Below are 10,256 nucleotides of genomic sequence, written 5' to 3'. Positions count from 1 at the left end.
GGCAAGACGGGCTTCGCCCACTTCTTCGAGCACATGATGTTCAAGGGCACGAAGAACTTCCCCGAGGGCGAGCGCGAGAAGGTCATCAGCACCTACGGCTACGACGACAACGCCTTCACCACCGATGACCTCACCGTCTATCACTCGTACGGCCCCACCGCCGGCCTCGAGAAGCTGGTGGAGATCGAAGCCGACCGCTTCCGCAACCTCGAGTACTCGGAGCCCTCGTTCCAGACCGAGGCCCTCGCCGTGCTCGGCGAGTACCACAAGAACGCCGCCCAGCCGTACCTGAAGATCGAGGAGGAGCTGGCCCGCACCGCCTTCACGAAGCACACCTACGGGCACACCACGCTCGGCTACTACGACGACATCAAGGCCATGCCCCAGGCCTACCAGTACAGCCGCACCTTCTTCGAGCGCTGGTACACCCCCGACAACGTCCTGCTCGTCATCGTCGGTGACTTCAACGACGACTCGCTAATGCAGGTCGTGCGCAAGCATTACGGCCCCTGGGACCGCAAGAGCGCCTCCGTCACCGTGCCCGCAGAGCCTCCCCAGACGAAGGAGCGCTCCGTTCACATCGACTGGCCCCAGAGCACCCAGCCCCGCCACCTCCACACCTGGCGCACCCCGGCCGCGCGGCTCGACACCTCCCATGCCGCCATCCAGACGGTGCTCGCCGACTACCTCGTCGGGCCCACCAGCCCGCTCTACAAGGAGCTCGTGCTGGACAAGCAGCTCGCCCAGCAGCTCCACGGCGACTACTCCATCCACCGAGACCCCCACCTCTTCGGCCTCGTGGCCATCCTCCAGGAAGAGGGCCACCGCGAGGCCGTCCGCTCCGCCCTCAATGCCGCCGTGAGGGAACTCGCCACCGGCAAGGTGGATGCCGGTCGCGTCGAGGCCATCAAGAGCAACACCCGCTATGGGCTCCTCATGGGCATGGAGACCGCCAAGTCCGTGGCCACCCAGCTCTCCTGGTACGCCGGCGTCTACGGCACCCCGGATGCGCTCGCCCGCCACCACCAGAAGGTCTCCGAGGTGAAGCCAGCCGACCTGGTCACCTTCGCCAAGAAGTATCTCACCGCCGCCAACCGCACCCAGCTCACCTTCACTCCCAAGACGGCCGGAGGTCAGAAGTGATGCGCCCCCTCGTGTCCCGCTGCCTCGTCCTCTCCGTCTCGCTGTGCCTCGGCGGCTGCGCCACCACGACCCGGAACGCGCCCGCGCCCGAGGCCCCCACGCCCCAGGCCGAAGTGCAGGCACCCGCCGAGCCCCAGGCCCCGGCCACCGTCCCCGCGGTGCCCCTCCAGAAGCCCGAGCCCATGCGGGTCGTCGTCCAGGCCAACCCGGTCAGCCCCATCGTCAGCTTCCGGCTCGTCTTCCACACGGGCTCGGTGGATGACCCCCAGGGCAAGGAGGGCCTCACCTCCCTCACCGCGGACCTCCTCGCCGAGGGCGGCACGCAGAGCCTCACCTCCGCCCAGCTCCTCGAGGCCCTCTTCCCCATGGCCGCCGAGCTGGCCTCCGCCACCGACAAGGAGTTCACCGTCTTCTCCGGCCGCGTCCACAAGGACCACCTGCCGCGCTTCCTCGACATCTTCACCGAGGTGCTCCTCAAGCCCCGCCTCTCGCCGCAGGAGTTCGAGCGGCTCCGCGCCCGCGCCCTCAGCGGCGTGCGCAACGGGCTGCGCAGCGAGAACGACGAGCTGCTCGGCAAGGTGGCGCTCGACGCCCTTCTCTTCCAGGGCCACCCCTACGCGCACTTCGTGGGCGGCACCGAGAAGGGGCTCGAGTCCCTCACCCTGGAGGACGTGAAGGCTCACGCCGCGCGCGTCTTTACCCAGGACCGGCTCGTCATCGGCCTCGCGGGCCCCGTGGACGAGGCGCTCCAGAAGACCGTCGTCTCGCGGCTGGCCGCGCTCCCGGCCACCGGTGCCCCGCGCGTGGAGCTGCCGCCCGTGCCCGCCACCGGCGGTCGCGCCCTCGTGGTGCAGAAGCCCACCCTCTCCACCGCCGTCTCCATGGGCTACGCCACGTCCCTGCGCCGGGGAGACCCCGACTTCTTCCCCGTGGCCTTCGCCCTCTCGTACCTCGGAGAGCACCGCCAGTCCTCCGGCGTCCTCTTCACCGAGCTGCGCGAGAAGCGCGGTCTCAATTACGGCGACTACGCCTACGCCGAGCACTTCATCGAGCAGCCCGGCACCACCTACAACCGCACCAACGTGGCGCGCACCCAGCAGGACATCACCCTGTGGATCCGCCCCGTGGTGCCCGGCAATGGCCTGTTCGCCACGCGAGGCGTCGTGTACTTCCTCGACCGGCTGGTGAAGCAGGGCATTCCCCAGGACAGGTTCGAGCTCAGCCGCGGCTTCCTCCTGGGCTACACCCGCCTGTGGGAGCAGACCGACCAGCGCCGGCTCGGGTACGCCATCGACTCGCTCTTCCATGGCACACCGGACTTCCTGGAGCAGTACCGCGCCGCGCTCGCGAAGATGACGCCCGAGTCCGTTCAGGCCGCCCTCCACCGCCAGCTCCGCCCCGAGGCCCTCAACTTCGCCTTCGTCACCCAGGACGCCGAGGGGCTCGCGAAGTTGCTCAAGGAGCAGCCGCCCTCGCCCATCTCCTACGCCTCCCCCAAGTCCCCGGAGCTGCTGACCGAGGACAAGGCCCTCGGCACCCAGCCCCTGCCCGTCCGGCCCGATGCCATCCAGGTCGTGCCCGCCCGCTCATTCATGGAGAAGTAACGTTGGGCTGTCGCCGCTCCCGTGGGGGTTTTCTTCCGCCCTCCGGGAGCGGGTGGTATGAGCCAACGGATCGAGGTCCGATTTCCGGGCCTCTCCTGGGAGCGGTCCTTGCGAAGCGCAGCAACCCGACTCGCAGTGGTGAGCCTGCTGCTGGCTGGCGCCGTGGCGTGGGCGGACCCCGAGCCCTTCACGCGCGGCTTCGACGCCGTGCCGCTGAAGGCCACGCCCGCGCAGAAGAGCGGCATCGCCCTCGAGGGTGCCACACCCGAGCCAGTCCGGAGTTTCCGGGCCGCCCTGCTGTTCGACTACAACCGCGGCATCCTCGCCCTCAAGCTGGGTGACGAGAAGCTGGGCGACCTGTTGCCCTACCGGCTCGACGCGCACGCGCTCTTCGCCTGGCAGTTGCACCGCCGGCTGGAGATCGCCGCGGACGTGCCCTTCACCCTCGTCCAGGGGGACAACTTCCAGCTCCTGCGCGACGCGTTGAACGCCCAGGACTTCCCCGGCGCCGCCGGCGTGAGCGCCCGGGGCTTCGGCGACGTGCGGCTCCAGCCCCGCGCCTTCCTCCTCCTGCCCGAGGAGTTCCCCGTGGGCGTCGCGCTCTCCGCCGAGGTGCGCCTGCCCACCGGCGCTGGCGACAGCTTCCTCGGCGAGCGGAGCGTGCTCGTGGCCCCCCGGCTCGCCGTGGAGCGCGCCTTCGGCCCGCTGCGCCTGCTCGGCAACGTGGGCGTCCGCCTGCGCCGCCCCGCCCAGTACCTCAACCTCTATGTGGGCAACGAAGTCACCCTCGGCGCCGGCGCCATCGTGGACCTGCCGGACATCAGCCGCCTCACCGACGTCCAGGCCATGGCCGAGATGCACCTGTCCACCCCCACCGCCGCCCCCTTCAACTTCAAGCAGGCGGACTCGCTCAAGACGCCCTGGGAGGTGCTCGGCGGCGTGCGCGCCCGCTTCTACCAGGGCTGGGGGCTGGAGCTGGACGTGGGCCGCGGCGTGACGCTGGGCAGCGGCTACGGCCGCGAGGACCTGCGCGTCATCCTCGCCCTCCGCTATGACGAGACGTTCCTCGACTCCGACGGTGATGGGGTCCCCGACTCGCGCGACAGGTGCCCCACCGAGCTCGAGGACGAGGACGACTTCCAGGACTCCGACGGCTGCCCGGACCCGGACAACGACGGCGATGGCATCGTCGACGGCCAGGACCAGTGCCCGAACACCGTCGGCGACAAGGCCCACGGGGGCTGCCTCGACACCGATGGCGACGGCGTGCCCGACGGTCAGGATCTCTGCCCCGACAAGGCAGGCCCCGCGGACTATGACGGCTGCCCCGACGCCGACGGCGACGAGGTGCCCGACAACGTCGACGAGTGCCCCGAGGAGTCCGGCCCCCCCGAGAACGATGGCTGCCCCATCGACAACCCCCCGCTCGTGGTCGTCGAGTCCGACCGCATCCGCATCAAGGGCAACATCCTCTTCGAGACAGGCTCCGCCACCATCCAGAAGCAGTCCCTCAAGCTGCTGGACGAGGTGGGCGTCGTGCTCGCCCGCAACCCGGAGCTCGGCCCCGTCGTCATCGAGGGCCACACCGACAACGTGGGCTCGGACAAGCTGAACCTGAACCTGTCCCAGCGGCGCGCCCAGTCCGTCATGGACTACCTCATCTCCAAGGGCATCGAGTCCCACCGGCTGCGCGCCAAGGGCTTCGGTGAGTCCAAGCCCATCTCGACCAACGCCACGCCGCTCGGCCGCGCCAAGAATCGCCGCGTCGACTTCCGCCTCATCAAGTCGGAGATCGAGACGCCCCAGCGCACCGTGCCCGCCCCCCAGGGCAAGGGCTCGGACGCCAAGAAGGACGACGCAAAGCCCTGAAGGTCCGGAGGGGGGCCACACCGGCCCCTCTCCCTGCATGCAGGGAAGCTGGGAAATGGCTTCGCTTGACGCTCCCCACCTCAGGTGGGACGTTGCGCCCCGCGCGGACTACACCCAGCTTCCCGGAGGCAAGATGTCCACATCGCCCGGGGATGAACCCCGCCCGCAACCATTCGTCCTCGAGCGTAGCCAGCGCCTGTCCCGCTCCCTCATCTGGGGCTGCCAGCGCGCCTTCTACGAGCGTCAGGGCATCGATGCGTGGCGCCAGGGCATCATCCCGAACTTCATCACCAGCAACTCCGTCATCGGCCGGGCCTATGCGCAGGTGGTGATCGGCTGGATGCGGGACTGGTGCGCGGGCTCTCGAGGACCGGGAGGCCGGCTCGCCGCGCCGGATCCGAGCCAGCCCTTCTACCTCGTCGAGCTCGGCAGCGGCGCGGGGCGCTTCGCCTTCCACTTCCTGGACGCCTTCCGCCGGCTGCACGCGCTGTCCCAGCTCCGGGACGTGGGCTTCCGGTACGTGATGACGGACCTGTCGGAGCGCAACATCGAGTACTGGCAGACCCATCCCCGGCTCCAGCCGCTCATGGAGGAGGGCGTGCTGGACGTCGCCCGCTTCGATGCCGTGCACGACGAGCAGCTCGTGCTCCGCCGCAGTGGCACCGTGCTGGCGCCGGGGTCGTTGGGCAATCCGCTGGCGCTGGTGGCCAACTACTTCTTCGACAGCATTCCGCAGGACGCCTTCACCTTGAGCAACGGCATCCTCCACGAGTGCCTCGTCACCATCTCCTCCCCTCAGCCCGAGCCGGAGCTGGATGCGCCCGACCTCATGGATCGGGTGACGGTGACCTTCGAGGACCGTCCGGTGGAGGGCACGTACTACGGGGACCCGGAGCTGGACCGCATCGTGCAGCACTACCAGGAGCAACTGGACGAATCGACGGTCCAGATTCCCTCCGAGGCGCTGCGGTGCATCCGCCGGCTGCAACGGCTCTCGGGAGACCGCCTGCTGCTGCTCTCCGGAGACAAGGGGCAGGCCAGCCAGGACGAGCTGAGCGAGCGCTGGCCCGGGATCGGTCTGGTGCGGCACGGTGGGGCCTTCTCGCTGATGGTGAACTACGACGCCATCGGTCACTACTTCCGCAACCGGGACGGCCAGGTGCTCCGCCCCATGCACCGCCACGCCAGCCTGCACGTGGGGGCCTTCCTCCTGGGCCAGCCGCCGGACGGTCATGGAGAGGCGGAGCTGGCCTACGAGGAGGCCATCGAGCGCCTGGGGCCGGATGACTACTCCACCCTCCTGAAGCGGCTGGAGCAGACCTACAAGGCGATGTCGCTGGAGGAGCTCCTGGCCGCCTTGCGCTGGAGCCGCTTCGACGCCGACATGCTGCTGGACGCCTTCCCGGCGTTGATGGAGCAGATCGAGACCGCGAGCCTGCCCCTTCAGCACGAGGTGTGCTGGGCCATCCAGCAGGTCTGGGAGGCGAGCTATCTCCTCGAGGGGGAGGACGACCTGGCCTTCCACCTGGGAACGCTGCTGTACGCGATGGACCGGACCGCGGATGCCCTGACGTTCTTCGAGCACTCGCTGCGGCTGTGCGCCGATGAGCCGAGCGCGTACTTCAACAAGGGGATGTGCCTGCTGCGCCTCGGGCAGGACGCGCAAGGCAAGGAGTGCTTCCTGCAGGCGCTGGCCCTGTCCCCCGACTTCACCCAGGCCCAGGAGATGCTGGCCGAGATGGAGGCTCCAGGCTGGCAGGGGCTCAAGGAGGACGAGGAGGAGGAGGAGGTCCCGGAGACGCCCTCCGAGGCGTGAGGCTATAGTCGGGGCCCTTCCTCTTCCCCACCTCCGGAGTCGCGATGTCGAAGAGTCCCCGCCTGGCCACCCAGGGCTCGAGCCACCAGGATGTCCTCTCTCAAATGCGCGAGCTGCGCGCCGAGGACGCCCACTGGCGGGAAGGCAGGACGTGGAGCCTCGTCTACAACGCGGGCGAGGACATCCGCCGGCTGCTCGCCGAGGCCTACACGGAGTTCATGTCCGAGAACGGCCTCAGCCCCCTGGCCTTCCCCAGCCTGCGCCGCTTCGAGGCCGAGGTGCTCGCCATCGGGGCCGAGCTCTTCCACGGGGACACCGCCGCCGGCACCATGACGTCCGGAGGCACCGAGTCCATCCTCATGGCCGTCAAGACGGCCCGGGACTTCGCTCGCGCCGAGCGCGGCATCACCGAGCCGGAGATGGTGCTGCCCGCCTCCGTCCACCCGGCCTTCCAGAAGGCCGCCCACTACTTCGGGGTGAAGGCCGTCAACGTGCCCCTCGCCCCGGACTTCCGCGCGGACGTGGAGGCCATGCGCGCCGCCGTCGGCCCGCGCACCGTGCTCGTCGTCGGCTCCGCTCCCGCCTACCCGCACGGGGTGATGGACCCCGTCTCCGAGCTGGCCGCCATGGCCCAGGAGAAGGGCGTCCTCTTCCACGTGGACGCCTGCCTCGGAGGGTTCCTGCTGCCCTTCGCCCGGCGGCTCGGGCATGAGCTTCCCGACTTCGACTTCGCCGTGCCCGGCGTCACCAGCCTCTCGGCGGACCTGCACAAGTACGGCTACGCCGCCAAGGGCGCCTCGCTCATCCTCTACCGCACGCCCGAGCTGCGCCGGCACCAGTTCTTCACCTACTCGGACTGGTGCGGCGGCATCTACGCCTCGCCCTCCATGGCGGGCACCCGCCCCGGGGGAGCCATCGCCGCGGCCTGGGCCATCCTCAAGTACCTCGGCGAGGAGGGCTACCTGAAGCTGAGCCGCACCGTGCTCGACACCGCGCGCGCCTTGCGCGAGGGCATCTCCGCCACCCCCGGGCTCAAGCTCCTGGGGCAGCCCCAGCTCAGTGTCTTCTCCTTCTCCTCGGACACCCTGGACGTGTACGCGCTGGGCGATGCCATGGAGGCGCGCGGCTGGAAGCTCGACCGGCAGATGATGCCTCCCGCCCTCCACCTCATGGTGACGCCCGTCCACGCCACGGTGGTGGAGCCCTTCCTCGCCGACCTGCGCGCGTGCGCCGCGAGCCTCGCCTCCGGGGAGCCCGCCCCCGATGGCAGCGCCGCCATGTACGGCATGCTCGGCGCCATGCCCGACCGCAAGGAAGCCGACGGCTTCATCCTCCAGTTCATGGACGCGATGTACAGCGAATAGCCATGGGGCCCCTCCAAGTCGTCATCCTGGTGGGCTTCCCGGGGCTCGCCCTGCTCGCCGCGCGCTACCTCAAGCCGGTGGCCTGGGTGGGCCCGGTGGTGGTGTGCTACGCCGTCGGCATCATCCTGGGCAACGTGCCGGGGCTGGCGCTCCAGACGAAGGTGAGCCTCTCGGTGAGCGAGGTCGCCGTGCCCCTCGCCATCCCCCTGCTCCTCTTCGCCACGGACGTGCCCCGGTGGCTGCGGCTGGCGCGCTCCACGCTGCTGTCCTTCGGCCTGGCGTGCGTGTCCGCCATGGTGGCCGCCTCGGTCGTGGGCCTCGCCGTGGCCGACCGCTCGGACGAGTGGTGGAAGATGTCCGGCATGTTGGTGGGCGTCTACACGGGCGGCACCGCCAACATGAACGCCGTCGGGCTGGCGCTGAAGGTGAGCGAGGAGACCTTCATCCTCCTCAACACCGCGGACATCGTCGTCTGTAGCGCCTACCTCCTCTTCCTGGTGACGGTGGCGCAGCGGGTCGTCCTCGTCTTCCTGCCGCGCTTTCCGAACTCCACCGGCTGGGAGGACGCGGAGGACGCGGAGGCCCAGCAGGCCTCGGGGCTCACCTGGGCCCGGGTGCGCGGCATGGCCCTGGCCTTCCTCCTGGCCGCCGCCATCGTCGGCGTGTCCGTCGGAGCGACGCAGTGGGTACTGGGCAGCCTGGAGGCGCCCGCCGTGCTGCTGCTCATCACCACCCTGGCCCTGGCCGCGTCCTTCCGCCCCGCCGTGCGGCACCTGCCGGGCAGCTACGCGCTCGGGGACTACGCGCTGCTCGTCTTCTGCGTGGCCGTCGGTACCCTGGCGGACGCGAGGCAGTTGCACGAGACGGGCCTGTTCGTCTTCGGCTTCTGCGCGGCCGTGGTGGCGCTCTCCGTGGGGCTCCACTTCGCCCTCGCCGCCCTCTTCCGCATCGACGCGGACACCGTTCTCATCACCTCCACCGCCACCATCTTCGGCCCCGCCTTCATCGGCCCGGTGGCCCGCGCCCTGCGCAACCGCGAGCTGGTGGTGTCCGGCCTCACCACCGGACTCATGGGCTTCGCCGTGGGCACCTACCTCGGACTGGCCGTGGCCTGGCTCCTGCGGCCCTGACGTACCGGAGACTCGTATGCACCCGACTCGGATGACGTGGGCAGTGGTGCTGTGCGCCGCGCTGGCCTCGGCCCCGGCAGGGGCGGAGGACGCTCCGCGCACGGGCTGGGGCGTGCAGGGGCTGCCGCTCATCAACTTCAACAGCGACGAGGGCCTCGGCTACGGCGCGCGGCTGCTGCTGGTGGACTCGGGCGACGGCACCCAGGCCCCCTACCGCTATGCCCTGACGGCGCAGTTCTTCCAGACGACGCGCGGCGTGGCCTCGCACCGCCTCATGTTCGACGCACCGCGCTTCCTCGACTCGCCCTGGCGGCTCGGGGGGGATGTGAGCCTGCTCAACGACCGCTTCTCGCCCTACTACGGCCTCGGCGGCTCGACGGAGTACGTGCCCTCCTTCGCCTCGTGCGAGGACCGGACGGCGCTGGAGGAGAACCCGGACGCGTGCCCGGGCAACCCGGACTTCCGCGGCCTGCGTTACTACAGCTTCGAGCAGCGCACCTTGCCCAGCGTGGTGCTCAACGTGCGCCGCACCTTGAGCGGCCCGTGGCAGCTCGCGCTGGGCTACCGCTTCCGACTCACCTCGGTGCGGGCGCGCTACGGCACGGACGACCTGGGGCAGGCCCGGGACTCGCGACTCGTGGAGGACGCACGGGCGGGACTGCTCTCGGGGCTGGAGGGCGACGCGGTCGGCTCGGAGACCTTCCGTACGGCGGAGGTGACCGCGGGCCTGTTGCTGGACACGCGCGACAACGAGCCCGCCCCGGTGCGCGGCATGTTCCACGAGCTCGCGCTGCGTGGGGCCACCGGTGTGACGGGCAGTGCCTTCGACTACTGGGGCGCCACCGCCAACCTGCGCTTCTACCACCCGCTCGGGCACGAGCGGCTCGTGGCCGCCCTGCGGCTCTTCGTCGACGTCATGGGTGGGGACGTGCCCTTCTTCCTGCTCTCCTCGCTCGGCGGCGTGGAGTGGCGCGATGGCTGGGGCGGCCTCGGGGGCGTGTACACCGCGCGCGGCATCCTGAAGAACCGGCTCCAGGGGCAGGTGAAGGCACTGGCCAACGGCGAGCTGCGCTGGCGCTTCCTCTCCGTGTCACCCTGGCAGCAGCGGCTCGACTTCACCCTCGTCGCGTTCCTCGACGCCGGTCAGGCCTGGTCGGACCTGCGCTTCCTGGACGCGGGGCTCCCGCGCTACGGGGGGGGCGGCGGGCTGCGCATCGCCTGGGAGAACAACTTCATCCTCCGGCTCGACTACGGCGTCAGCCCTCGCGATGGGACGACCGGGTTCTACCTGGACTTCAACCACCTGTTCTGAGACGCGGGGACTCGGGTC

Annotated in this window: 7 protein-coding genes; all 7 read left to right on the top strand. The window is 70.1% G+C overall.

What is annotated here, in order from left to right; all coding sequences use genetic code 11:
* A partial coding sequence (locus VF794_RS11665) for a pitrilysin family protein (protein ID WP_331109720.1) occupies positions 1-1,143 on the top strand: 1,143 nt, incomplete at its 5' end.
* Complete coding sequence (locus VF794_RS11660) at positions 1,143-2,747, top strand: pitrilysin family protein (protein WP_331109722.1); 1,605 nt, start codon at positions 1,143-1,145, stop codon at positions 2,745-2,747. The genes VF794_RS11665 and VF794_RS11660, both read left to right, overlap by 1 nt.
* Positions 2,748-2,804: 57 nt before the next feature.
* On the top strand, positions 2,805-4,616 hold the full coding sequence (locus VF794_RS11655) for an OmpA family protein (RefSeq protein ID WP_331109718.1): 1,812 nt from the start codon (positions 2,805-2,807) through the stop codon (positions 4,614-4,616).
* A gap of 133 nt (positions 4,617-4,749) precedes the next feature.
* Positions 4,750-6,432, top strand: coding sequence for an SAM-dependent methyltransferase (locus tag VF794_RS11650; RefSeq protein WP_331109716.1), 1,683 nt, complete (start codon positions 4,750-4,752; stop codon positions 6,430-6,432).
* A 44-nt stretch (positions 6,433-6,476) separates the two neighbouring features.
* The gene (locus VF794_RS11645; RefSeq protein ID WP_331109715.1) at positions 6,477-7,796 is read left to right on the top strand and encodes an aspartate aminotransferase family protein; all 1,320 of its coding nucleotides are present in this window, start codon (positions 6,477-6,479) and stop codon (positions 7,794-7,796) included.
* A 2-nt stretch (positions 7,797-7,798) separates the two neighbouring features.
* On the top strand, positions 7,799-8,926 hold the full coding sequence (locus VF794_RS11640; protein WP_331109713.1) for a DUF819 family protein: 1,128 nt from the start codon (positions 7,799-7,801) through the stop codon (positions 8,924-8,926).
* A gap of 16 nt (positions 8,927-8,942) precedes the next feature.
* Positions 8,943-10,238, top strand: a complete 1,296-nt coding sequence (gene omp85 / locus VF794_RS11635) for an Omp85 family outer membrane protein (protein WP_331109711.1) — start codon at positions 8,943-8,945, stop codon at positions 10,236-10,238.
* The last annotated feature ends 18 nt before the right edge of the window (positions 10,239-10,256 follow it).

The sequence above is a fragment of the Archangium sp. genome, from assembly GCF_036389735.1.
Lineage (GTDB): Bacteria > Myxococcota > Myxococcia > Myxococcales > Myxococcaceae > Archangium.
This window is presented reverse-complemented; position numbering and strand designations above follow the sequence as displayed.